The sequence below is a fragment of the Streptomyces sp. NPDC041970 genome (assembly GCF_055588985.1).
Genome location: NZ_JBVJCD010000003.1, coordinates 144,594 through 168,322 on the forward strand (window position 1 = coordinate 144,594; position 23,729 = coordinate 168,322).

The following is a 23,729-nucleotide window of genomic DNA, read 5'->3' on the forward strand; positions in this document are numbered from 1 at the left end:
ATCCGCTGTGCACGTGTATGAGGTCAGCTTTTCCCACAGCGCGTCTGGCCACTGTAAGCAGGACCTGTGCATCCGCCCACCAATCTTTACATCAGACAAAACAGGCCTCCAGGGTGACATGGGCTCAGCCACCCCCGCAGCGGTGACACCATGACTCGGGTGACCCATGTACGGCACCCCAGACCGCACGGCCCGATCCAGGTCGTCGCCCATCGCGGGGCCTCCGACGACGCTCCCGAACACACCCTGGCCGCGTACCGCAAGGCGATCGAGGACGGCGCCGACGCCCTGGAGTGCGACGTCAGGCTGACCGCGGACGGGCATCTCGTCTGCGTCCACGACCGTCGGGTGAACCGTACGTCGAACGGGCGCGGCGCCGTGTCCGCCCTGGAGCTGGCCGACCTCGCCGCCCTCGACTTCGGCTCCTGGAAGGACCGCGAGGAGTCGCCCGACTGGAATCCGGTGCCGGGCGAGCTGACCTCCGTCCTCACGCTGGAACGGCTTCTGGAGCTGTTCACCGAGGTACGGGCGACCGGGCGGCCGCTGCAACTGGCCATCGAGACCAAGCACCCCACCCGGTGGGCCGGGCAGGTCGAGGAGCGGCTGCTGCACCTGCTCGACCGCTTCGACCTGGCCAGGCCGCCCGCCGACGGGCCCTCCCCCGTCCGCGTCATGAGCTTCTCCGCGCGCTCCCTGTACCGCGTCCAGGAAGCGGCCCCCACGCTGCCCACCGTCTACCTGATGCAGTTCGTCTCGCCCCGGCTGCGCGACGGCCGCCTGCCCGCCGGCGCCCGGATCGCCGGACCCGGTATGCGGATCGTGCGCAACCACCCCGGCTACGTCGAACGGCTGCATCGCGCGGGACACCAGGTGCACGTGTGGACCGTGAACGAACCGGCCGACGTCGAACGCTGCGCGGAGCTGGGCGTCGAAGCGATCATCACCAACCGTCCGAGACAGGTCCTGTCCCAACTGGGCCGTAACTAGCCCCTGAACATCGTCCGATGATCGTGTTACGGGGAGTGCACCGGCGCATTCACGGCGCATCCGATCGTCACGAGTGCGTCACCGGCAGTGCGATGGCCGGTTTCCGGTCCAGCTCAGTGGGGCATCCAACCCGTGGCGTGGGGCAAAGGAGGTCTCGGGGGTGGCGTTGGTGGCGGCACAAGAGGTGCCCGCATCGTCGAGCATGGCCGTTCCTCATGGCCCTGCCGGCGTGGGGCAGGCACGACACCGGATGCGGAAGCAGTTGCTCGGCACCGGGGTCCCCGAGGCGGTCGTCGACGACGCAGTTCTGATCCTTTCCGAACTCCTCAGCAACGCCTGCCGCCACGGCAGACCGCTGGGGCGGCACACCGACGTCGGCGACGGCGACATCCGCGCCGCGTGGCACGTGGACTCCGAGGGCGCGCTGACCGTGGAGGTCACGGACGGCGGCGGTCCGACCCGCCCGGTCCCGTCCACCCCCTCGGTGACGGCGCGCGGCGGCCGGGGGCTCAACATCATCAACGCCCTGGCGGAGGAGTGGGGCGTCCGGGACGACGTGTCCGGCGAGGTCACCGTCTGGGCCCTGGTCTCCTCCCAGAAGCCGTCCGACCTCAGTGGAGGCGCTCTCGACGGGGACGGCGGCACGAACGGCACCAGCCGCGACGGCCGCGGCGTCATCGGCCGTGGACGCGTCGCGGGGTTGGCCGGGTTTCCGGGGCTGGACCTGTCCGAGGTCTTCGACGACCTGAGTTGACCGCCGAGAGGCCCCCGTACGCCCGCGGACCGCCGGGCCGCCGGAGGTCCCTGGGCCCGACCGGCCCCCGTACGCCCGGAGCCCCGACCGCCCCCGTACGCCCGGAGCACCGGCAGGTCCCCGCGCAGCCGACCGGCCACCGTACGCCCGCACAGCCGACCGGCCCCCGCACACCCACCGCCCCGTACACCTGCCTCCCCCGGCCCCCCGCACGCCCGACACGGTGCCGCGCCGTGCGCCGAGGCGGCTAGGCTCGCGCCGATACGCACCGTCGCACTCGGGAGAATGCCCACCATGGCCAAGAAGCGCCCTCAGTCCAAGGCCGGGAAGCAGCAGCTCAAGGACGGTGAGGTACCGGTCGTCGGAGCCCGTGAGCCCTGTCCCTGCGGTTCGGGCCGCCGCTACAAGGCGTGTCACGGACGCGCCGCCGCCCAGGCCGTGACCGAGCTCGTGCACCGGCCCTTCGAAGGGCTCGCGGGCGAGTGCGACTGGGTCGCCCTGCGCGAGCTGGTGCCCGCCGCCACGGTCGAGCTGGCCCTCAAGGACGGGCTGCCCGACGGCGTTCCGTCGGTGACGCTCGCCACCGTCCTGCCGATGGCGTGGCCGGCGCTGCGCCGCGACGACGGTTCCGTCCTGCTCGCCCTCCAGAACGACACCTCCTCCGGCGACCTCGGCCGGGACCTCGCGGACACCCTCCAGCGCGCGTTGGAGGCCGAGCCCGGTTCGCCGGTGACCGCCCGCCGTGTGCCGGCCGACGGGCCGCGCCTCCAGGACCTCCTCGACCCCGGCGCCGCGTTCGCACCGCACGTCCACACGGGGTTCGAGTTCTGGGTGCCGGACGCGGAGAACGCGGCGCCCGAGGTGTCCGCCTCGCTGGAGCGCGCGAACGCCGCCGCGATCCCGACGGTGCGGCTCGTCGGCGTCGACGCCGCGTACTGGTGCGAGACCCCGGAGAAGAACCACCTCCGCTGGGTCATGCCCCACCCCGAGGAGCGGCTTCTCGACGCGCTCGCCCGGCTGCACGCCGCGGGCGTCTCCTCGCTCGGCGAAGGGACCCGGCTGGTCGGCTCGTTCCGGGCGCACGGACTGGTGGTCCCCGTCTGGGACCTGCCCAGCTCGATGGGGGCCGAGGCGTGCGAGAAGCCCGCCGCCGCGTTCGCGGAGCGGCTGGCGTCCGCGCTCGCGTCCCACGCCCCGCTCACCGCCGAGGAGCGTCGCGCGCGCAGCGGGCTCACCAACCGCCAGGTGACGCTGAGCTGACGGGCACGGCGTCCCGCCCCGCGCGGTGACCCGTGTCACAACTCCCCGTACTCATCGGTAAATCGCCGTCTCCGCCGCCGAGATCGAATTTGCGAACGGCAGATCTCTTGTTACGGTTCTAAAAGCTCGGTCGCTGGTGCATCCCCCGTCGCCAGCGACCGAGCGTTCAGTTCTTCCGGCCGCGGCCCGCCCGGTGACACGCCCCGCGCGCGACCGCCCCGCCCATACCCCCCTCCCGACGCCGCGAAGTCCCGTTCCCGGAGCGGCCGTCGCCGGTCCCGTCTCCCGTACGCCGCCGTCGTACCGCCAGGTCGTGCCGTCAGGACACCTGCGCCACCGGCTTTCTGACGTCGCGGCAGGCCGGTGTCCGAGCAGCAGTGCGCCCCGCCCCAGGAGTGCCGGGGCGGGGCGCGTCGGCGTGCCGGTCAGTACGCGAGGCGGCTGCCGCCGCCCGGTGCGCCGGTGCCGGCCTCGACCAGGGCGTCCAGGACGGCCTCGACGTCCGGGAGCCAGGGCGCCGCGGCCACGGGGCCGCCGCCCTTCGCCCGCCTGCGGGACGTCGGGGCCGAGGCGTCGAGCGGTGCGGGGGGCCGCTCCCAGCGGACCTGGCCCGCGCCGGTCCCGGACGGGGGGAGGACCAGGTAGCCGCCCTCGCCGTGGAACCGGACCGAGCTGGGCACCCAGTCCTTGGCGTACAGCAGCTCGCCGAGCCGTTCCAGGGTGTACGGGGCCACCAGCAGCGACCAGCGGGTCGGCGTCGCCACGACGGGGCCGATCCGCATACCGAGGGCGTCGAGGACGGTCAGCGCGCGGGCGCCGGCCGCGGCGGGCAGGCTCACCGCGCAGGGGCCGCGGCCGCCGGTCGCCAGCATCACCGGGGCGGCGGGCCGGTTGGTCCACCACCAGCGCACCATGCGCGCGTCCGTGGTGGCCGCCAGCAGGCCGGGATCGAAGGGGTGTGCGCCGGGGACGACGCAGTCGGGTTCCGGGCAGGCGCAACCGGGGCCGCGCTCACCGCGCGGGGCGGCCGGCGCCGTTCCGACTCCGGGGAGCACGGGCCACTGCCATACGGTGGCGCAGGTCAGGGCCGCGTCGAGCCGGGCGGTCTCCTCCTTGCGCCGGAGCCGGAGCCTGCGTCGCCTTCCGAGGATCTCGCGCATGAGCGCTCGTTCCTTTCCGTTGAACGCCGAGTCCACATGACGCCACGGGGTGGGGAACACCTCGTGCGCGTCTCTTCGCTGTGCGTACGTACTCATCAGTTCTGCGGTACGGATGTGCCGTCGGTACCGAGCGTGAGCCGAGCCGAGCCGAGTGGAACCGATCCGAATAGAACCGATCTGGGTGAAACAGAGCCGAACCGAGCAGAATCGAGCGGAGTCGAACGGTGCGGGGCCGTACGGGTCGAGCCGAGCGGGCCGAGCCGGGGCGGCGTCACAGCGCGAGGGCGGCGTGCGCGCCTCGCCTGCCGTCCCTGGTGCGAACACCCGCCGCTCGGGGCGGAGGCGTCATCTCACGAGTGAGGACGCCCGAGCCCGCTGCCGGGTTCCCTCGCGGTCACCACTGCTCCCGCGCATCACCGATTACGTACCCAGCGCGCCCGGAATGACGCTCCCCCGGCGACGTGATCCCGGAGGCGCCCCTGGAGAGCGGCTCCAGTCGATCGCAAATGGCGTTCATGGGGTGCATTTTTCGGCCAAGTTACGCGAGAGTGGGCGTCCGCGAATCTCCCGAACCCCTCAGGGACAATGCTGGACATCGGGCGACTTGTGCGTGTACATGTGGATGCATTGATAGTGGCGCAGAATCCCCTGGGGGGTTTGCGATGCTATTCGACGAATCACACCGGTCGGAAAGCTGGCTGCCATGAGAGCCCCACACCCGCCGAAAGTGGCTGGAATCGATCCAGAGGTTCCGGTTTCAACGCACACTCCGGCCCCCCTGACCCAAGTCCCCGCACCCCCCGGCGCCTTCCTCCAGGACCGGCTGGCGGGCTGGGTCTCGGACCTCACGACCCTCCACGAACTCACCGAACGGCTGGCCGCGACGGACACCCTCGACACCGCCCTGCACGAGCTGTTGAGCGCCGGAGCCGCCCTCGTCGGAGCCCGTCGCGGCCTTCTCGTTCTGGAACCGGCGAACGGGGAGGGCCCCCGCACCACCCTCGGCCTCGGGCTCGGCCGCGCCGAGCTGGGGCTCATCGAGACCGTGCCGCGCGCGGCCACCGCCCTGGGCCGCGTGCTCGACGGGGCGGCGACCGCGGCGGACGGCGTCACCAGCCCCGATCTGTTCGGCGACGAGAGCCTGGACCCCCTCCACCGCGAGGTCGCCACCCGGCTCGGATACGCCGCGAGCCACACCCTCCCCCTCGCCTCCGAGGCGGCCGGCCTCCTCGGCGGCGCCGCCTGGCTCTACGACGAACCGGCCGAGCCCTCGCAGAAGCAGCGCCACCTCGCCGGGCTGTACGCGCGGTACGCCACCGCGCACCTGGCCCGCCTGATCGAGCTGGAGCGCGCCCGCGCGGACGTCGCCGCCGTCGCGGAGGAACTGCTGCCCAGCCGGCTCCCCCGGATTCCCGGCGTCCGGCTGGCCGTCCGCCACCGGACCGGGCCGCGGGGCGGCGGCGACTGGTACGACGCGCTGCCGCTGCCCGACCACACCCTCGGCCTCGCGGTCGGCTCGGCGGGCGGGTCCGGGCCGGGCGCGATGGCCGCCATGGGCCGGTTGCGCGCCAGCCTGCGGGCGTACGCCGTGATGGAGGGCGAGGACCCCGTCGCCGTCCTCTCCGACCTGGAGCTGCTGCTGCGGCTCACCGAGCCCGCGCGGACCGCCACCGCCCTGTTCGCCTACTGCGAGCCCGCCGCCCGCAAGGTCGTCCTCGCCGGGGCCGGGCACACCCCGCCCCTGGTGCTCGGCGACCGGCGCTGCGAGTTCGTCGAGACGACGCTCTCCGCGCCGCTGGGGATGCTCGCCTGCTGGGAGGCGCCGAGCGTGGAGTTCGCCCCGGCGCCAGGCGAAACGGTGCTGCTGTACACGGACGGGCTGCTGCGCCGCACCGGCGACCCGATCGACCGCGCCTTCGCCCGGCTGCACTCCGCCGCCGCCTCCGTGCCGAAGGCCGCGCGGCGCGATCCGGACGCCGTCGTCGACCACGTCCTGCGCACGCTGCTGCCCGACGCCCCCGACCTCGGCGGCGCCACCGAGGACGTCGTCCTGCTCGCCGCGCACTTCGACTGAGCCCCCGCCCCCGGTAACAGGCCCTTCGGCCCTGGGCCCCCTTCCGCACGCCCGTACGATGGGGTCGGCCCAGTGTCGTAGCAAGGAGAGACGAATCGTGTCTGAGGAGCTCATCCCGGAGACCCCGGAGCAGGAGACCGAAGAGAACGAAGCGGCGGAGCCGATCAAGCAGCGGAAGAACGGTCTGTACCCGGACGTCTCCGACGAGCTTGCCGCGAACATGAAGACGGGCTGGGCCGACACGGAACTGCGCGACCTCGCACCGATCGCCCAGGCCGAGCACACCGCCGCCCGGCGCGCCGCGCTCTCCGCCCGCTTCCCCGGCGAGCGGCTGGTCATCCCCGCGGGCAACCTCAAGACCCGCTCCAACGACACCGAGTACGCCTTCCGCCCCTCCACCGAGTACGCGTACCTCACCGGCGACCGGACGCACGACGGCGTGCTCGTCCTGGAGCCGACCGGCGCGAGCGGCCACGAGGCGACGATCTACCTGCTGCCGCGCTCCGACCGGGAGAACGGCGAATTCTGGCTCGACGGCCAGGGCGAGCTGTGGGTCGGCCGCCGGCACTCCCTCGCCGAGGCCGAGCGCCTGCTGGGCATCCCCGCCAAGGACGTCCGCGAGGTGGCCGCCGCGCTGGCCGAGGCCACCGGCCCCGTCCGCAACGTCCGCGGCCACGACGCCGGCATCGAGGCCGCCCTCACCGACAAGGTCACCGCGGAGCGCGACGAGGAGCTGCGCGTCTACCTCTCCGAGGCCCGTCTGGTGAAGGACGCCTTCGAGATCGCGGAGCTGCAGAAGGCGTGCGACGCCACGGCGCGCGGCTTCGAGGACGTCGTGCGGAGCCTCGACAAGGCCGAGGCGACCAGCGAGCGCTTCATCGAGGGCACCTTCTTCCTGCGCGCCCGGATCGAGGGCAACGACATCGGCTACGGCTCCATCTGCGCCGCCGGCCCGCACGCCACGACCCTGCACTGGGTCCGCAACGACGGCGCCGTCCGCGCCGGCGAGCTGCTGCTCCTGGACGCCGGGGTCGAGACCAACGACCTCTACACCGCCGACGTGACGCGCACCCTGCCGATCAACGGCACGTTCACCCCGCTCCAGCGCAAGATCTACGACGCGGTGTACGAGGCCCAAGAGGCGGGCATCGCCGCCGTGCGGCCCGGCGCCCCCTACCGCGCCTTCCACGACGCCGCCCAGCGCGTGCTGGCCGAGAAGCTCGTCGCGTGGGGGCTGCTCGGCGACCTCTCCGTGGACAAGGTCCTGGAGCTGGGCCTCCAGCGCCGCTGGACCCTGCACGGCACGGGTCACATGCTCGGCATGGACGTCCACGACTGCGCCGTCGCGCGCACCGAGACGTACGTCGACGGCGTGCTGGAGCCGGGCGTCTGCCTGACGGTGGAGCCCGGACTGTACTTCCAGGCCGACGACCTGACCGTGCCCGAGGAGTACCGGGGCATCGGCGTCCGGATCGAGGACGACATCCTCGTCACCGAGGACGGCAACCGGAACCTCTCCGCCGCGCTGCCGCGCCGGGCCGACGAGGTCGAGACCTGGATGGCGGAGCTGAAGGGCTGATCCCTTCCGTACGGACGGCCGGCTTCCGGGGCGGCCGTCCGAGCCCGGTACGGGCCGTGCCTGGCTCCCCGTGCCGGCTGTGCGGCCGTTCGGCCGAGGGCGTGCTGCTCACGACACCGTGAGCAGGGCGCCCTCCCGCCATTTCAGGACCTTGTCGAAGCTCACCACCGCGCCCCGGCCCGGCCGGTTGCCGAACTGGACGTGGTCGGAGAGCTGCTCGATGAGGTCCAGGCCCCGGCCGCTCTCCGCCGTCCACGGCACGTCGGCGGGCGCCTGCGCGGAAGGGTCCGCGTGGTGTGCCGGGTGGTGCGCGTGCCGGCGTTCGGTCGGCGCGGCCGGGCGGATCGCGCACCGGGCGGGGAAGCCCGGTCCGGAGTCGGCGACCTCGATACGGCACTTCTCGCCGTCCAGATAGGCGGTGATCCGGTACTGCCCGGCGTCCGCCGTGGGCCGACCCTGGGGGGCCGACCGCTCGCCGCCGTGCTCGACGGCGTTCGCACAGGCTTCGGTGAGCGCGATCGACAGGTCGAAGGAGACGTCCGGGTCGACCCCCGCGGTCTCCATCGTGCCGAGCAGGAATCGACGGGCGAGCGGAACACTCGCGGCTTCACGCCGCAAGTGGAGAGACCACCAGATGCTCATCTTCCAGCCTCCTGGCTGCGGCTCGACGTATCGGTACGTATTGCCCGCGTGGCACTTCGTAAGCCCCGCCCAGCCGGGAGAACGCTCGATCGGCGGATGCGGATGTTGGGCCGGCCGGTGTATGGAACCGGCCGGGGGCGGGCGCTCGGCCGCCCTCCCCGGTGCCAACATCCCCCGCGAACGGGCACGACAAGCACGTTTGCGGACGGAGTCCGATCTTCCGGACCTGCCGTACCGGGACGGGCGGCGCAGTGCGATGATGGCCCGGCCATGTCCACGCCTCTCGCACACGCCGGAGCCGGTCTGCGGCTCATGAGGGCCGCGGTGTTCACCGCGGTCTGCGTCGTGCTGTCCGCGGCCGGGCATGTGTTCGCCGCCGGCGCGGCCGTCCCCGCGTGGACGCTGCTCGCCGGATTCCTCGGCGTCCTCGCCGTCGCCGCCGCCCTCGCCGGGCGGGAGCGTTCCCTGCCGTCGATCGCGGGCGCGCTGACGGGCGGTCAGGTCCTGCTGCACACCCTCTTCACGTACGGCGCCCATGGCGGCGCCCCGTCCGCCGCGCCCGCGGACGGCGGCGACCCCGTCGTCCGGTTCGCCGCCTCGCTCGTGTGCGGGGCGGGGCCGGGGCAGTTGGACGCCGCCGACGCCCACCGCGTCGTCTCCACGGCGGGCATCGACCCCGAGAGCCTCGTGCGGGGCCACGGCCACCTCGCGGCGGCGCCGGACACCGCCTCGGGCCTGGCCGCGGTCACGGCGCTCCTGCCGGGCCTGCCGATGCTGCTGGGCCACCTGCTGGCCGCGCTCGCCACCGGGTGGCTGCTGCGGCGCGGCGAGATCGCCCTCTTCCGGTTGGTCCGGCTCTCCGCCCACGGCGCCCAGGCGCTGGCGGCCGGGGCGCGGTTGCGGTCCCTGCGGTCCGCGCTCGCCCTCGTCCGCGCGCTGCGGACCGGTTCGCGCGAGCAGGCCGCGGCCGGGCCGCGCGTCCGCCGCCGGGCCGACGACACGCCGCCCCCGGACGCCGGGGACCCTCTGCAGGACCTGGTGATCAGGCGCGGGCCTCCGGCCCCGTACGCCCTCGCAGCCTGACGCGACGCCTGCCGCCGACCGGATCGTCCCCCCTTCCAGGGCCTCCGGAACCGGATCACGAGGCGTCGTGACGCCGTCGCGCACCCGCGCGCCGGACCACCGTGTTCCCTTTCCTGTGGAGTGATTCCCGCCATGAAGACGTCCCGTGTCTCCCGCACCGCCCGTGTCTCCCTCGCCGGCGGCGTCGCCGCGTCCGCCGTCCTGCTGCTCGCCGGACCGGCCGCCGCCCACGTCAGCGTCCAGCCCCAGGGCGAGGCCGCCAAGGGCGGTTACGCGACGCTCAACTTCAAGGTCCCCAACGAGCGGGACCAGGCCGCGACCGTCAAGGTCGAGGTGAACTTCCCCGCCGACCACCCGCTGTCCTCCGTCACCCCGCAGGCCGTCCCCGGCTGGAAGATCGACATCACCAAGAGCAAGCTCGACAAGCCTCTCGAGGTGCACGGCAAGAAGATCTCCGAGGCCGTCTCGAAGGTCACCTGGACCGCGGACGGCGGCAAGATCGCCCCCGGTTACTTCCAGCAGTTCCCGGTCTCCGTCGGCCAGCTCCCCGAGGACGCCGACCAGCTCGTCTTCAAGGCGATCCAGACGTACGACAACAAGGAGGTCGTCCGCTGGATCGAGGAGCCCACCGCAGGCGGCGAGGAGCCCGAGAGCCCGGCCCCCGTCCTGAAGCTGGCCGCCGCCGCCGAGGACCAGCACGGCGGCGCGGCCGAGGACGGCGACGACCACAAGGCGGCCGGCGCCGCGTCGTCCGAGGAGAGCGACGCGGCCGCGTCCTCCTCCTCCGCCGACACCACGGCCCGCACCCTGGGCATCATCGGCATCGTCGTCGGTGTCGCGGGCGTCGCGTTCGGTGTGCTCGCCGGGCGTCGCCGCACCACGGCCTGACCGGCCGCACCCCACCCGCACCCCACTCAGGACACCTCTGTCATGCGCAACAGAAAAGCAGTGACGGCCGCGGCGTTCGCCGCTGCGGCCGCCCTGGCCCTCACCGCCTGCGGCTCCGGCTCCGGCGACGACCCGGCGGGCTCCTCGCCCGTGGCCGACGTCAGCGCCGCGCCGAAGGACAAGGCCGCCACCGTCCTCGACCGGCCGTTCACCAAGCCGAACCTCGTCCTCACGGACACCCGCGGCAAGGAGTACGACCTGCGCGAGGCGACCAAGGGCAAGCCGACGCTCATCTACTTCGGCTACACCAACTGCCCCGACGTCTGCCCGCTGACCATGAGCAACATCTCCCTCGCCAAACGGGAGCTGCCCAAGGCCGACCAGGACAAGCTCCAGGTCGTTTTCGTCACCACCGACCCCGAGCGCGACACCCCGGCCTCGCTCGGCAAGTGGCTCGGCGCCCAGGACCCCGCCTTCACCGGCCTCACCGGCGACTTCCCGACCATCCAGGCCGGGGCGCGGCAGATCGGCATCGGCATCGACGCGCCGAAGAAGGAGAAGGACGGGACCGTCGTCTCGATGCACGGGGCGCAGGTCATCGCCTTCTCTCCCAAGACGGACGAGGGCTACGTCCTCTACGGCGAGGACACCACCGCCGAGGAGTACACGAAGGACCTCCCCAAGCTGATCCGGGGGGAGGCGCCATGAGACGCCGCACGACCCTCGCCGGCGTCATCGCCCTCACCGCGGGGCTGACGCTGGCGGGGTGCTCCACGGACGGCGCACCGGAGCTGAAGGTGGACGACGCGTTCATGCCGCAGCCCGTCAGCGACATGGCCGCCGCCTTCCTGACCGTACGCAACGACGGGGACGCCACCGACCGGCTCACCTCGGTGACCAGCCCGCTCTCCGACGACGTCACGATCCACGAGACGAAGGACCGGACGATGCGCCGGGTCTCGTCCTTCGAGGTCCCGGCGGGCGGGAAGCTCGATCTGGAGCGCGGTGGCAACCACATCATGTTCACCAAGCTCAAGCAGAGACCGCGGCAGGGCGAGAAGATCCCCGTCGAGCTGCACTTCGAGAAGGCCGACCCCATCACGGTCGACCTGCCGGTGAAGGAAACCACCCACAGCCCGAAGAAGCAGTGAGGGACCGCCCGTCATGACCACCACCGCCCCGCGCCTCGGCCCGCTCCCGATCCGGCGTCCCCTCGCCGCCGCCGCGCTCGTCACCGCCCTGGTCGGCCTGTTGTTCGGGCTGATGCTGGCCGGCGCCGGCCCGGCGTCCGCGCACGCCGCCCTTACCGGCAGCGACCCGCAGGACGGGGCGGTGGTGGCGACCGCGCCCAAGGAGGTCACCCTCAGCTTCTCCGAGGCGATCGCCGTGGGCGCCGACTCGTTCCGGGTCCTCGACCCGAACGGGGAACGCGCCGACACGGGCGGTGAGCCGCGCGACCTGACCGAGGGCTCCGCCGTCCGGTACGGCGTCGCGCTCCACCCCGGTCTGCCGGACGGCACGTACACGGTCGCCTGGCAGGCCGTCTCCGCCGACAGCCACCCCATCTCCGGCGCCTTCACGTTCTCCATCGGCGCGCCCTCCGCGACCACCGTGGCCCTGCCCTCGCAGGAGGCGGGCGGCGGGCCGGTCGGCGTCGTCTACGACATCGCGCGGTACACCGCGTACGCCGGGTTCGTCCTCCTCGTGGGCGGCAGCGCCTTCGTCCTCGGCTGCTGGCCGCGCGGCGCGTCCCACCTGCCGACGCAACGGCTCGTGGTGCGCGGCTGGGTCGCCCTGACCGCGGCGACCCTGGTCATGCTGGCGCTGCGCCACCCGTACACGGGCAGCGGGAGGTTCGCCGACGCCTTCGATCTCGACGGGCTCCAGGCCGCCCTGGACACCAAGCCCGGCGCGGCCCTGGTCTCCCGGCTGCTGCTGCTCGGGGCCGCCGCCCTCTTCGTCGCCGTGCTGTTCGGCACGTACGCCCGGCGCGAGGACGAGCGGGAGAAGAAGGACCTCACCTTCGGGCTGTGGGTCGGCGGCGCCGTCGTCGCGGCGGGCATCGCCGCCACCTGGGCCGTGTCCGAGCACGCCTCGACCGGCATCCAGACGGGCATCGCCATGCCGGTGGACGTCGTGCACCTGCTGGCCGTCGCCGCCTGGCTCGGCGGACTCGCCGCGCTCCTGGTGGCGCTCTACCGGACGCCCGGCATCGAGGGAGCGGCGGTACGGCGCTTCTCGGCTGTCGCGTTCGGCAGCGTCGTCGTCCTCGCGGTGACCGGGGTCTACCAGTCCTGGCGGCAGGTCGGCTCCTGGTCGGCCCTGACGGACACGCGGTACGGGCAGCTCCTCATCGTCAAGGTGGCGCTCGTCGCGGTCCTCCTCGCCGTCGGGTGGTTCTCCCGGCGCTGGACGGGACGGCTGGCGACCGCCTCCGCCGACGCGGAGGCGGAGGCGGAGGCGGAGGCGCGGGAGACCGTGGACGCACCGGAGGGCAAGGAAGCTCCGGACGCCGGGGAGGCGTCGGGCGCCGGGGAGACGCGGGACGCCGTCCCGGCCTCGGCCGTGGCGTCCGGTGAGGCGGCTCCCGACGAGGCGGCTCCCGACGAGGTGGATTCCGCGCGCGCCGCGCAACTGGCCCGTCAGCGGGCCGTCCTGACCGCGGCGAAGGAGAAGCGGATACGGGACGCCGACCCCGAGCGCTCCGGGCTGCGCCGCTCGGTACTGGCCGAGGCCGCCGTCGCCGCGGTGCTGCTGGCCGTCACCACCCTGCTGACGTCGACCGAGCCGGGTCGGACGGAGGTGGAAGCCGCGAACGGCGCCACCGCCGTGACCGCTCCCGCCGCCGGGAGCCCCGTCAACCTGACCCTGCCGTTCAACACCGGCGGCCGGAACGGCAAGGGGACCGTCCGCATCGACATCGACCCCGGCCGCACCGGCTCCAACGACCTCCACGTGTGGATCGACGGCAGCGACGGCAAGCCCATGAACGTCCCCGAACTGAAGCTGGCCCTCACCCTGAAGGCCCAGCAGATCGGCCCGCTGCCGGTCGTCCCCGACTGGCTGGCCGACGGTCACTGGTCGGCGAGCGGCGTACAGATCCCGATGGCGGGAGACTGGACGATCGACGTGACGGTACGCACGTCGGAGATCGACCAGGTCACCGTCGACGAGAACGCGAAGATCGGCTGAGCACGTTGAGCGACACCACCAGCAAGAAGGCCGTGGCGCGTACCCGCCCCTCCGACGCCCCCGGCACCCCCGTCACCGCCGGTGTCTCGCGGCGGCGGCTGCTGGGCACAGCGGGTGCGGCGGGCGCCACCGGATTGGTGCTGGGAGCCGGGGGCGGGGCGGCCGGGTACGCCGCGACCCGCTCCGAGGAGCCCACCGCACTGACGGCCATCGGGGCGACCGAGGCGATGTTTCACGGGAAACATCAACCGGGAATCACCACTCCGCTTCAGGCCCGCGGCCATCTCGTCGCCTTCGACCTGGTGGCGGGGGCGGGGCGCAAGGAGGCGGCGACGCTGATGCGGCGCTGGTCGGCGGCGGCGAAGGAGCTGATGGCCGGCCGGCCCGCGGCCGGCGGGTCCGACGGTCCCGGCCACGACACCGGGATCGCCCTGGACGCCGGGCCGTCCTCCCTCACCGTCACCTTCGGCTTCGGCCGTACGTTCTTCGCCCGCACCGGCCTGACCGCCCGGCTGCCGGCCGCGCTCGACCCGCTGCCCGCCTTCTCCTCCGACCACCTGGACGCCAAGCGCTCGGACGGCGATCTGTGGGTGCAGATCGGCTCGGACGACGCCCTCGTCGCCTTCCACGCCCTGCGGGCCGTCCAGAAGGAGGCCGTGGGAACGGCACGGGTGCGGTGGCAGATGAACGGCTTCAACCGCACTCCGGGCGCCACCGCCCGCCCGATGACCGCCCGCAACCTCATGGGGCAGGTCGACGGCACCGGAAACCCGAAGCCGGAGGACGAGGACTTCGACCGGCGCGTCTTCGTCCCCGCCTCGCCCGGCGCCCCGCAGGAGTGGATGGAGGGCGGCTCGTACGCGGTCGTCCGCCGGATCAGGATGCTGCTGGACGACTGGGAGAAGCTGCCGGTGGACCGCCAGGAGCGGGTCATCGGCCGCCGCAAGGCGGACGGCGCGCCGCTCAGCGGGGGGACCGAGACCACGGCGATGGACCTCGCCAAGGCGGGCCCGGACGGCCGGCTCGTGATCCCCGACAACGCCCACGCCCGCATTTCCTCGCCCGAGGAGAACGGCGGGGCCGCGATGCTGCGCCGCCCCTTCTCGTACCACGACGGCATCGCGGCGGACGGCGCACCGGACGCCGGCCTGCTCTTCATCTGCTGGCAGGCGGACCCGTTCCGCGGGTTCGTGCCGGTGCAGCGCAAGCTCGACCGGGGCGACGCGCTGTCGCCGTTCATCCGCCACGAGGCAAGCGCCGTGTTCGCGGTGCCGGGCGGGGCGGCGGAGGGCGAGTACGTGGGGCAGCGACTCCTGGAGTCGTGAGGCCGGAAGCCGGCCCGCGCCCGGTGCGTCCCCCGCAGCCGCCCGCGGTCGGCGCGCGCCTGTCCGCCCTCGGCGCCCGCAGCGGGCCCGTGCCCGGCCCGTACGGCCACCCCGCGTCCGTCGCACCACCCGCGCCCGTCACGTACGGCCACCGCCCGTCGCACCAACCGCGCCGACCCGTACGGCCCCGCGCCCGTCACGTACGGCCATCGCCCGTCGCACCACCCGCGCCCGGCACGTCCGGCCACCGCCTCGCAGCACCCCCGCCGCCCGGCACGTCCGATCGCCCGCAGCGGCCTGTGCACCGACCGGCTCCCGCCTTCCTCCGCCGGGCCCGCGGCCGTCCCCCGCACGCCCCCGGCCCGTATGGTGAGACGGCCCGGCGGAGGTCGGACGGCGCATTAGGGTGACCGTATGTCAGCCACGCGCTACGCCTATCTCGGCCCCGAGGGCACCTTCACCGAGGTCGCCCTCCGCACCCTCCCGGAAGCCGCCACCCGGGAGCTCGTCCCGATGGTCTCCGTACCGGCCGCGCTGGACGCCGTACGCAGCGGAGAGGCGGCGGCGGCGCTCGTACCGATCGAGAACTCCGTCGAGGGCGGCATCACCGCGACGATCGACGAGTTGACCAGCGGGCAGCCGCTGATGATCTACCGCGAGGTGCTGCTCTCCATCACCTTCGCGCTGCTCGTGCGGCCGGGGACGAAGCTGTCGGACGTCAAGACGGTCACCGCGCACCCGGCCGCCCAGCCGCAGGTGCGCAACTGGATGGCGGCCCACCTCCCGCAGGCCGTGTGGGAGTCCGCGGCCTCCAACGCGGACGGCGCCCGGCTGGTCCAGGAGGGGCGGTACGACGCCGCGTTCGCGGGCGAGTTCGCCGCCTCCACCTACGGCCTGGAGCCGCTGGTGACGGAGATCCACGACGCCGAGAACGCGCAGACCCGTTTCGTCCTGGTCGGACGGCCGGCCCGGCCCTCCGCGCCGACCGGTGCGGACAAGACCTCCGTGGTGATCTGGCTCGGCGACGACCATCCCGGCGCGCTGCTGGAACTCCTCCAGGAGTTCGCGGTGCGCGGCGTCAACCTGATGCTGATCCAGTCCCGTCCGACCGGCGAGGGCATCGGCAACTACTGCTTCGCCGTGGACGCGGAGGGGCACATCGCGGACCGGCGGGTCGGGGAGGCCCTGATGGGGCTGAAGCGGATCTGCCCGAAGGTGCGGTTCCTCGGCTCGTACCCGCGAGCCGACGTCTCTCCGGGCGAGGTCAGCCCGCCGCGGCCGAGCACCTCGGACACGGCGTTCACGGACGCGGCGGACTGGCTCGCGCGCAGCCAGGACGGGCGGCTCTGACGGAAGGGCCGGGCCGCCCCCGCGCCCGGCCCGCGTGCATGGACGACCGCCGTCCGGGCGCCCCGTCCGCCCGTCCGACGCCCCCTCCCTCGCCCCGCGCTCCCGGCCCGCTGTCCGCGCGCTCCGCAGCGGTGCTATCGACGGATAGTCACGCGCCCGCGCCGTTATCCACAGGATGCCCTCTCGGCCTGGGGACAAGTCGACACCCCAACGCGACATCGTCGACAAATCACCCTGCCCGCCCGAGGCCGTCCACAGAGGAGCGCGTCGGCGCGAACACTCCCCGCCCCGCCCCATTCCCTTGATCGACTCCTCGGAACGGGAATTTCCCACCCGAAAGAGCCCGCGAGGTGGGTTTGAGCGGAAAAAGCGCACCACCCGAGCCCCTTCCGACACAATCCCCTGCGACATCCACAGAACTTCCTCACAGCCTGTGGATAACTATTCCGAGTGGGCCCACCTGTGGACAACGACAGCCGTCCGCGCCCCCAACTGCCCCCCGACCACGGCCGGTAGGTCAAGTCGAGTCGCACCTTCTGCCCTATTCCGGGGAGTCGGTCACCCTCGGGTGACGCCGTCGCGAGATCCGCCCGCGATTTCCCTCCAGGAATATCAATTCCGGCAATTCGGTCAAAGTGACACGCGCAGCCCTATCGATTCGAGAGCGAGAAGCGTGCACCGGTAGCCTGGAGGGGTGATTGACCTTCGCCTGCTCCGTGAGGACCCCGACCGTGTTCGCGCCTCCCAGCGTGCCCGTGGAGAGGACGTCGGCCTCGTCGACGCCCTGCTCTCCGCCGACGAGCTGCGCAGGTCGTCCGGCGTCCGCTTCGACGAACTCCGCTCCGAGCAGAAGGCGCTCGGCAAGCTGATCCCCAAGGCCTCCCCCGAGGAGCGCGCCGAGCTCCTGAAGAAGGCCGACCAGCTCAAGGCCGAGGTCAAGGCGGCCGACGCCGCCCAGGACGAGGCCGACGCGGAGGCCAAGCGCCTGCTGCTCCAGCTCGGCAACCTCGTCCACCCGGACGTGCCGGTCGGCGGCGAGGAGGACTTCGTCGTCCTGGAGACCCACGGCACGATCCGGGACTTCGGCGCCGAGGGGTTCGCTCCCAAGGACCACCTGGAGCTGGGCGAGGCGCTCGGCGCGATCGACATGGAGCGCGGGGCGAAGGTCTCCGGCTCGCGGTTCTACTACCTGACGGGCGTCGGCGCGCTCCTGGAGCTGGCCCTCGTCAACGCGGCCATCGCCCAGGCCACCGAGGCCGGCTTCGTCCCGATGCTGACCCCGGCGCTGGTCCGCCCGCGCGCCATGGAGGGCACCGGCTTCCTCGGCCAGGCCGCGGAGAACGTCTACCACCTGGAGAAGGACGACTACTACCTGGTCGGCACCTCCGAGGTACCGCTCGCCGCGTACCACATGGACGAGATCATCGACGCCGACAAGCTGCCCCTGCGGTACGCGGGCTTCTCCCCCTGCTTCCGCCGCGAGGCCGGCACGTACGGCAAGGACACGCGCGGCATCTTCCGCGTCCACCAGTTCGACAAGGTCGAGATGTTCTCGTACGTCGACCCGGCGGACGCCGAGGCCGAGCACCGCAGGCTCCTGGACTGGGAGAAGCAGTGGCTCACCGCGCTGGAGCTGCCGTTCCAGGTCATCGACGTGGCCACCGGCGACCTCGGGTCCTCGGCCTCGCGCAAGTTCGACTGCGAGGCGTGGATCCCCACGCAGGGCAAGTACCGCGAGCTGACCTCCGCCTCCAACTGCGACGGCTTCCAGGCCCGCCGCCTGTCCGTCCGGATGCGCGAGGGCAAGAAGGTCCAGCCGCTGGCCACGCTGAACGGCACGCTCTGCGCCGTACCGCGCACGATCGTCGCGATCCTGGAGAACCACCAGCTCCCCGACGGCTCGGTCCGGGTGCCCGAAGTGCTCCGTCCGTACCTGGGTGGACGCGAGGTCCTGGAACCGGTCGCCACGTGACCTTTCCGTACAAGCTCGTCGCGACCGACCTCGACGGCACGCTGCTGCGCGGGGACCACACGGTCTCCGAGCGCACGCGCCGAGCGCTGGCCGAGGCCACCGCGGCCGGCGCCGCGCACATCATCGTCACCGGCCGGGCCGTCCCCTGGACCCGGCACATCCTGGACGACCTCGGCTACGAGGGGCTCGCCGTCTGCGGTCAGGGCGCGCAGGTCTACCACGCGGGCGAGCACCGGCTGCTGACCTCCCTGACCCTGGACCGGCAGCTCGCCGGCCTCGCGCTGTCGAAGATCGAGGCGGAGATCGGCCCGCTGCTGCTGGCCGCCAGCCGCGACGGGCTGGACGGCGACGTGCTGGTCGGCCCCGGCTACCGGGTCCACGAAGGCCCGCTCCCGTACGTCTTCGTGGACGACGCCGCCGAGATGTGGACCGCCCCGCTGAACAAGGTCTACATACAGCACCCGGAGCTGGACGACGACGCGCTCGCCCGCGCCGCGCGGGCGGCCGTCGGCAGCCTGGTCGACGTGGTCATGGCGGGCGCGGGCGTGGTGGAGATCCTGCCGCTCGGGCTGAGCAAGGCGACCGGGCTCTCGCTCGCCGCCCGCCGGCTGGGCGTCAAGGCCGCCGACACCATCGCCTTCGGCGACATGCCGAACGACATCCCCATGTTCGGCTGGGCGCGGCACGGCGTGGCCATGGCCAACGCCCACGACGAGCTCAAGGCCGTCGCCCACGAGATCACGGCGTCCAACGAGGACGACGGCATCGCGGTCGTGCTGGAGGAGCTGCTCCGCTCCGGCGGCGGCGCCCTGCCCGCCTCCGGCTGACCTCGTACCGCCGCCCGCCGACGCCGGAACGCGTCGGCGGGCGGCGGCCTCCGCTCAGGGCCCCGGTCAGCGGTGCGCGCTGCGGCGGCGCAGGTCCTTGAGCTGCCGGGCGAAGGAGTCCAGACGCGCGTCCAACCGGCCGACGTCCTGCGACACGTCCGTCAGCCGCAGACTCATCGCACCGATCACCTGGTGCGTCACCTCCGCCTTCCGGTCCAGGCTGTCCAGGCGCTCCGACATCCGGCCCAGCACCGGCCCCAGCTCCTGGAGCGCGCTGCCGACGCCGGTGAGGCAGCTCTCGATGCGCGTGACGCGGTGGTCGAGGGAGGCGTACCGGGCGCGCAGTGCCTCCTCGGCGTCGAGGAGGTAGGTGCGCACGCAGCGGGCGATGTCGCTGTCGCGGAGGAGCATGGCGACGTTGAGCACGGTGCGGCGGGTGTAGACCCGCAGTTGCGTTGCCGCCTGTGGATAACTTTCCACCCCCTCACGGACCCATAGCGACATCATGTCGCTATGGAATTCCTGCAGCTCAGAGCCGCGCAGCACGCGCAGTCCGTGCTCGGTCAGCTCCTCTTGATGGCGATCGGTCAGCCTCCTGACCGAGGTTGTGGATACTTCGAAGTACCGCGCCACGTCCTCGGTGCGGACATGCATCCCGTCAGGGAGCATGACAAGGCTCTTCACCTTGTCGAGGACGTCGACGCGCCCCATCTGCTCGACGCGCAGCGCGCGTGATTCGAGCAGGGCGACTTCCGTGGGCATGGGTACGCCTTTCGTGTGCGGGAACGACAGAGGACGCCCCTGACCCCGGAGGCCGCGGGGTGGAGGACGCTCACGGTTGCCACTCACTCGATGACCGGTCCGGTGGGCTCGTCCCCACCCGGTTCCGGCACTCCCCGATGTCACGAACGCTACGACGCCACGGATTCCAATCGCCTCCACGCGTCCTGCCCAACGACCCGATAAACGTACGGTCACGCGCACACCCGTCCGGTCGCACGACGACCCCCGCCCGGTCGGGGGCGGGGGTCGTCGCGGACGTACGGGATCGGCGTACGGGCGTCCGTACGGGTCAGGGCCGGTTCACTCCTCGCCGGCCAGCTTCAGCGTGCGCAGCTTCTGCCCCGCGTACCAGGTGGCGGCCACCGTCACGCCGACCAGCAGGGCCGTGGCGAGCGGCAGGCCCACGTCCGAGGTGATCGCTCCGTCGTCCGCCGTCCGCTGGGCGACCGCGAGGGCCCACTGCTGGACGCTGAGGGTCCGCGCGCCGGGCACCAGGCTGCCGAAGAGGGTCTCCCAGACCAGGGCGTAGACCAGCCCCAGGACCACCGCGTGCCGGCTGACCGTGCCGAGCAGCAGGAACAGGGCGCTGTACGCGATCGAGGCGACCAGCGCCGCGATCGTGTAGGCGACGGCGATCTGCTGGCCGTTGCCGTTGAGGATCAGGCCCGCGATGAGCGTCGGCACGGCGGAGAACGCCATGGTCACCGCGATGGCCACGATCAGCTTGGTGAAGATGATCGTGGGCCGCTTCACCGGCTTGGCGAGCAGGTAGACGATCGATCCGTCGTCGATCTCGGGGCCGATCGCCCCGGTGCCCGCGATCACGCCGATCAGCGGCACCATCGTGGCGATGGCGAACCCGCCGAGGACGTCCGCGGCGACCTGGTCGTCGACTCCGGCGAACGCGCGTACGGCCGCGGCGATGACCAGCAGCAGCGCCGGCAGGACGAACAGGATGGCGGCCCGGCGCCGGCCGAGCAGGGCCCGGTAGGTGAGCCGGGCGACTGTGGGGTCGTACATGAGGTGCACAGCTCCTTTCAGGCCGCTACTCAGGCCGCTACGAGGTAGGAGAAGACGGATTCGAGGGACTCGTCGGACGGCGAGACGGTGAGCAGTCGGATGCCCTGCTCGCGGGCGACCTTCGGCAGCAGTTCGGTGAACCGCCCGAAGTCGACGGCCTGGACGCGCAGTGCCTTCTCGGTCACGTCGACCTCGATGCCGGCCGTGGACGGGTCGGCGATGAGCGCGGCCGCCAGGGCCCGGTCGTCGCTGGAGCGGACCAGATAGCGGTGCGGCCGGTCCGTCATCAGCCGGCGGATCTTCCGGAAGTCCCCGGACGCGGCGTGCCGGCCGGCCACGATCACCTCGATGTGCGAGGCCAACTGCTCGACCTCCTCGAGGATGTGGGAGGAGAACAGGACCGTGCGGCCCTCGGCTCCCATCCGCCGCAGCAGCTCCATGAGCTGCATCCGCTGGCGCGGGTCCATCCCGTTGAACGGTTCGTCCAGCAGCAGCACCGAAGGGTCGTGGACCAGCGCGGACGCCATCTTCACGCGCTGGCGCATCCCCTTGCTGTACGTGGAGATCTTGCGGTCCTGCGCGTACTCCATCTGGACCGTGGCCAGCGCCTTCTGCGCCTCGGCGGCTCCCAGCCCGTGGAGTTCGGCGTTGGCGACGACGAACTCCCGGCCGGTGAGGAAGTCGTACATCCCCTCCCGCTCCGGGACGATGCCGACCTGCTGGTAGACGGCCTCGTTGCGCCAGATCGGCCGGCCGTCGAGCGTGACCTTCCCCGTCGAGGGGGCGAGGAATCCGCCCATCATGTTGATGAGCGTGGACTTCCCGGCGCCGTTCGGGCCGAGCAGCCCGGTGACGCCGGGGCCGATGGTCATGGAGACGTCGTTGACGGCGACCACGTTGCCGAACCAGCGCGAGGTGTGGTCGATCTCGATGGTGGTCACAGCCCGACCCTCCGGTAGCGGCGCATCAGGACGGCGTACGAGCCGGCGACGAGCGCGAGAACAACGATCAGGTAGACCACTCCGGCGCCGGCTCCCGGACCTTCCCCTCCGGGGAAGGCGGACGTCGCGCCGAGGAACGCGGTCTGGACCCCGTCGATCAGCGTGATCGGCGAGAAGAGGCCGAGCCACTGCACGGCCCCGTCCGACCCGGTCTCCCAGGCGATGGCCTGGACGGTGGAGACGGCCCCGTAGGTGATGGTCAGGAGGGCGATCACCGCGGCGACGCCGAAGCCGCGCCGCGGGGTCAGGGCGGCCATGACCAGGCCGAGCCCGGCGAACAGCACGGAAAGCAGCGCCACCGACACCAGCCCCTGGCCGAACCACTTGGTCTGATCGGCGAAGTCGAACTCCGCGAGCAGAGATCCCACGTACAGGATGAGCAGCGGCGTGCCGGTGAGGATGAACAGCGCGGACGCCGTGGCGGCGAACTTCGCGACGACGTAGTCGGCGCGTTCGATCGGCCGCGAGAAGTACAGCGGGATGCTCTTGAACCGGAGGTCCCGTGAGACCGCCTGCGGTGCCTGGGCGGCGATGAACAGACCGATGACGGCCTGGAGGTAGATCGCGTACGAGGTGTACTCGATCACCAGCTTCGTGCCGTCCGGCACGGCCATGGAGACCGCCACCAGGATCGCCGCGACCAGCGTCATCACGCCGAACAGCAGCATGGGCAGGACCTTGGACTTGGCGGAGCGGCCGAGTCCGAAGGAGCCCCGCAGGGTCTGCGAGAACAGCGAGCGGCGGGCGTAGGACCGGCCGAGCCGCGGTCCGTCGTAGGAGCGGTAGCCGATGTTGTGGATGCGGGAGGCGTCGCGCCCGGCCGCGGTCCCGGTCTCAGTGCTCATCGCGACCGCTTCCCTTCTGCTGTACGGGCACGGCCCCGGCGGTGGCGGCGGTATCCCGCGCCCCGCCCTGTTCGGTGCGGAAGACCTCGGCGATGTGGTGGCGGCGCTGCTCCATGCGGACCAGGCCGAGGCCGAGGCCGGCGACGCTGTCGCGGACCAGGTCGTACGTCTCCTCGCCGGCGGCCTCGATCAGCAGGATGTGGCCCGCGCCCGGCAGCCCCTCCGTGTCGATCCCGTCGTGTCCGACGAGCGTGACCCCGGCCTCGGTGAGGGCCCGGCGCAGTGCTGCCGTGCCGTCGGGGTGGGCGTCGCTGTCGGTGACCTCGACCGCGAGGGTGGTGGTGGTCTGGGTGAAGTCGCTGGTGGAGCTGGAGCGCAGCAGCGTTCCGCCGTCGATGACGACGACGTGGTCGCAGGTGCGCTCCAGCTCGCCCAGGAGGTGCGAGGTGACCAGCACGGAGATGCCGAAGTCGGTGTGGATGCGGCGGATCAGGCCGAGCATCTCGTCGCGGCCGACCGGGTCGAGCCCGTTGGTCGGCTCGTCGAGCAGGACCAGTCGGGGGTCGTGGACCAGGGCCTGGGCCAGCTTCACCCGCTGCTTCATGCCGGTGGAGTAGCCGCCGATGGGGCGGTAGCGCTCTTCGTAGAGGCCGACGTGGCGCAGGGTGTCCGCCGTGCGCTCGCGGGCCGCCGTCGGCGGCAGCCCGGACATGCGAGCCATGTGCACGACGAACTCGGTGGCCGAGACGTCGGGGGGCAGGCAGTCGTGCTCGGGCATGTACCCCACCCGCTCCCGGATGGCGGCGCCGCGGGTCGCGACGTCGAGCCCGAGCACCGCGGCCCGGCCCTCGGTGGCGGGGGAGAGACCCAGCAGGATCTTGATCAGTGTGGACTTGCCGGCCCCGTTGGAACCCACCAGGCCGGTCACGCCCGGTCCGATGTCCAACGTGAGCCGGTCAAGCGCGGTCACCCGGGGGAACCGCATAC

General features: G+C 72.7%; 21 protein-coding genes. 14 read left to right on the forward strand and 7 right to left on the reverse strand.

From position 1 onward, the window contains the following. Window positions 1–150: 150 nt before the first annotated feature. The 3 genes from ACZ6EJ_RS03195 to ACZ6EJ_RS03205 all read left to right on the forward strand — a co-directional run bounded on the left by ACZ6EJ_RS03195 (window position 151) and on the right by ACZ6EJ_RS03205 (window position 3,001). Window positions 151–987: a glycerophosphodiester phosphodiesterase gene (locus ACZ6EJ_RS03195; protein ID WP_469264146.1), complete on the forward strand. Its 837-nt coding sequence runs from the start codon at window positions 151–153 to the stop codon at window positions 985–987. 73 nt (window positions 988–1,060) lie between these two features. Continuing rightward, window positions 1,061–1,741: an ATP-binding protein gene (locus ACZ6EJ_RS03200; protein ID WP_469264148.1), complete on the forward strand. Its 681-nt coding sequence runs from the start codon at window positions 1,061–1,063 to the stop codon at window positions 1,739–1,741. 294 nt (window positions 1,742–2,035) lie between these two features. Further along, window positions 2,036–3,001: a DUF5926 family protein gene (locus tag ACZ6EJ_RS03205; protein ID WP_469264150.1), complete on the forward strand. Its 966-nt coding sequence runs from the start codon at window positions 2,036–2,038 to the stop codon at window positions 2,999–3,001. Window positions 3,002–3,426: 425 nt separating this feature from the next. On the opposite strand, the gene ACZ6EJ_RS03210 is transcribed toward ACZ6EJ_RS03205, so the two are convergent. Continuing rightward, window positions 3,427–4,161: a bifunctional DNA primase/polymerase gene (locus tag ACZ6EJ_RS03210; RefSeq protein WP_469264151.1), complete on the reverse strand. Its 735-nt coding sequence runs from the start codon at window positions 4,159–4,161 to the stop codon at window positions 3,427–3,429. A 703-nt stretch (window positions 4,162–4,864) separates the two neighbouring features. On the opposite strand from ACZ6EJ_RS03210, the gene ACZ6EJ_RS03215 reads away from it, so the two are divergent. Both ACZ6EJ_RS03215 and ACZ6EJ_RS03220 read left to right on the forward strand, forming a co-directional pair. Beyond that, window positions 4,865–6,235 (forward strand): PP2C family protein-serine/threonine phosphatase, encoded by a 1,371-nt coding sequence (locus ACZ6EJ_RS03215; protein ID WP_469264153.1) that lies wholly within the window; start codon window positions 4,865–4,867, stop codon window positions 6,233–6,235. Between the two features lie 97 nt (window positions 6,236–6,332). Then, complete coding sequence (locus ACZ6EJ_RS03220) at window positions 6,333–7,814, forward strand: aminopeptidase P family protein (protein WP_469264154.1); 1,482 nt, start codon at window positions 6,333–6,335, stop codon at window positions 7,812–7,814. A 108-nt stretch (window positions 7,815–7,922) separates the two neighbouring features. Here the strand turns inward: ACZ6EJ_RS03220 and ACZ6EJ_RS03225 are convergent, their stop codons facing one another. Then, on the reverse strand, window positions 7,923–8,456 hold the full coding sequence (locus tag ACZ6EJ_RS03225; RefSeq protein ID WP_469264156.1) for an ATP-binding protein: 534 nt from the start codon (window positions 8,454–8,456) through the stop codon (window positions 7,923–7,925). 270 nt (window positions 8,457–8,726) lie between these two features. Between ACZ6EJ_RS03225 and ACZ6EJ_RS03230 the strand changes: the two genes are divergently transcribed. The 9 genes from ACZ6EJ_RS03230 (at window position 8,727) to ACZ6EJ_RS03270 (ending at window position 19,093) form a co-directional block, all read left to right on the forward strand. Then, window positions 8,727–9,539 (forward strand): hypothetical protein, encoded by an 813-nt coding sequence (locus ACZ6EJ_RS03230; RefSeq protein WP_469264158.1) that lies wholly within the window; start codon window positions 8,727–8,729, stop codon window positions 9,537–9,539. A gap of 132 nt (window positions 9,540–9,671) precedes the next feature. Continuing rightward, a complete protein-coding gene (locus tag ACZ6EJ_RS03235) occupies window positions 9,672–10,427 on the forward strand; it encodes a YcnI family copper-binding membrane protein (protein WP_469264160.1) in 756 nt (251 codons plus the stop codon). 42 nt (window positions 10,428–10,469) lie between these two features. Next, window positions 10,470–11,135, forward strand: a complete 666-nt coding sequence (locus tag ACZ6EJ_RS03240; protein ID WP_469264162.1) for an SCO family protein — start codon at window positions 10,470–10,472, stop codon at window positions 11,133–11,135. Beyond that, window positions 11,132–11,578: a copper chaperone PCu(A)C gene (locus tag ACZ6EJ_RS03245; protein ID WP_469264164.1), complete on the forward strand. Its 447-nt coding sequence runs from the start codon at window positions 11,132–11,134 to the stop codon at window positions 11,576–11,578. Before ACZ6EJ_RS03240 ends, ACZ6EJ_RS03245 begins: the two co-directional genes overlap by 4 nt. Before the next feature lie 13 nt (window positions 11,579–11,591). Next, window positions 11,592–13,619, forward strand: a complete 2,028-nt coding sequence (locus ACZ6EJ_RS03250) for a copper resistance CopC/CopD family protein (RefSeq protein WP_469264166.1) — start codon at window positions 11,592–11,594, stop codon at window positions 13,617–13,619. 32 nt (window positions 13,620–13,651) lie between these two features. Continuing rightward, the gene (efeB, locus tag ACZ6EJ_RS03255; protein WP_469264258.1) at window positions 13,652–14,944 is read left to right on the forward strand and encodes an iron uptake transporter deferrochelatase/peroxidase subunit; all 1,293 of its coding nucleotides are present in this window, start codon (window positions 13,652–13,654) and stop codon (window positions 14,942–14,944) included. A 414-nt stretch (window positions 14,945–15,358) separates the two neighbouring features. Then, window positions 15,359–16,294, forward strand: coding sequence for a prephenate dehydratase (gene pheA / locus ACZ6EJ_RS03260; RefSeq protein WP_469264167.1), 936 nt, complete (start codon window positions 15,359–15,361; stop codon window positions 16,292–16,294). A 694-nt stretch (window positions 16,295–16,988) separates the two neighbouring features. Next, entirely contained in the window at window positions 16,989–18,266 is a 1,278-nt protein-coding gene (gene serS, locus ACZ6EJ_RS03265) for a serine--tRNA ligase (RefSeq protein WP_469264169.1), read from the forward strand. Further along, window positions 18,263–19,093 (forward strand): HAD family hydrolase, encoded by an 831-nt coding sequence (locus ACZ6EJ_RS03270; protein WP_469264170.1) that lies wholly within the window; start codon window positions 18,263–18,265, stop codon window positions 19,091–19,093. The genes serS and ACZ6EJ_RS03270 overlap by 4 nt, the downstream gene beginning before the upstream one ends. Before the next feature lie 66 nt (window positions 19,094–19,159). On the opposite strand, the gene ACZ6EJ_RS03275 is transcribed toward ACZ6EJ_RS03270, so the two are convergent. From ACZ6EJ_RS03275 to ACZ6EJ_RS03295, 5 genes are all read right to left on the reverse strand, one after another. Beyond that, complete coding sequence (locus ACZ6EJ_RS03275; RefSeq protein ID WP_469264172.1) at window positions 19,160–19,855, reverse strand: hypothetical protein; 696 nt, start codon at window positions 19,853–19,855, stop codon at window positions 19,160–19,162. Window positions 19,856–20,176: 321 nt separating this feature from the next. Further along, window positions 20,177–20,896: an ABC transporter permease gene (locus ACZ6EJ_RS03280; RefSeq protein ID WP_469264174.1), complete on the reverse strand. Its 720-nt coding sequence runs from the start codon at window positions 20,894–20,896 to the stop codon at window positions 20,177–20,179. Window positions 20,897–20,925: 29 nt separating this feature from the next. After that, window positions 20,926–21,837 carry an ABC transporter ATP-binding protein gene (locus tag ACZ6EJ_RS03285; protein ID WP_469264175.1) on the reverse strand — a complete coding sequence of 304 codons (912 nt, stop codon included), beginning with the start codon at window positions 21,835–21,837 and terminating at the stop codon, window positions 20,926–20,928. After that, on the reverse strand, window positions 21,834–22,742 hold the full coding sequence (locus ACZ6EJ_RS03290) for an ABC transporter permease (RefSeq protein WP_469264177.1): 909 nt from the start codon (window positions 22,740–22,742) through the stop codon (window positions 21,834–21,836). The genes ACZ6EJ_RS03285 and ACZ6EJ_RS03290 overlap by 4 nt, the downstream gene beginning before the upstream one ends. Next, entirely contained in the window at window positions 22,732–23,727 is a 996-nt protein-coding gene (locus ACZ6EJ_RS03295) for an ABC transporter ATP-binding protein (protein ID WP_469264259.1), read from the reverse strand. The genes ACZ6EJ_RS03290 and ACZ6EJ_RS03295 overlap by 11 nt, the downstream gene beginning before the upstream one ends. Window positions 23,728–23,729 lie beyond the last annotated feature (2 nt).